Raw genomic sequence first — 220 nt, 5'->3', positions numbered from 1 at the left:
CCGTGCTACCTACCCATGCTAATAAGTCTGTAACATGGGCTGTGTATGAAGTAGATGGCATAACAGTAACGGACAAAGCGACCATTGAACTATCCGGTTTGCTGACGGCGGTGAAAGATGGAACCGTGAAGGTGGTAGCCACAGCAACGGATGGTTCTAATGTTCAAGGTGAGTTAGCTATTACCATAAGTGGTCAATCGGACATTATCGATCCGGGCAC

At 47.7% G+C, this 220-nt stretch carries 1 protein-coding gene; it reads left to right on the top strand.

What is annotated here, in order from left to right; all coding sequences use genetic code 11:
* Positions 1-220, top strand: a 220-nt coding sequence (locus tag UQ64_RS31190) for a hypothetical protein (RefSeq protein WP_209445671.1), incomplete at both ends; no start/stop codon positions are given.

This window comes from Paenibacillus etheri (assembly GCF_001012825.1).
Classification (GTDB): domain Bacteria; phylum Bacillota; class Bacilli; order Paenibacillales; family Paenibacillaceae; genus Paenibacillus_AQ; species Paenibacillus_AQ etheri.
The sequence above is the reverse complement of the archived record's forward strand: the minus strand, read 5'-3'. Positions and strand labels throughout refer to the sequence as shown.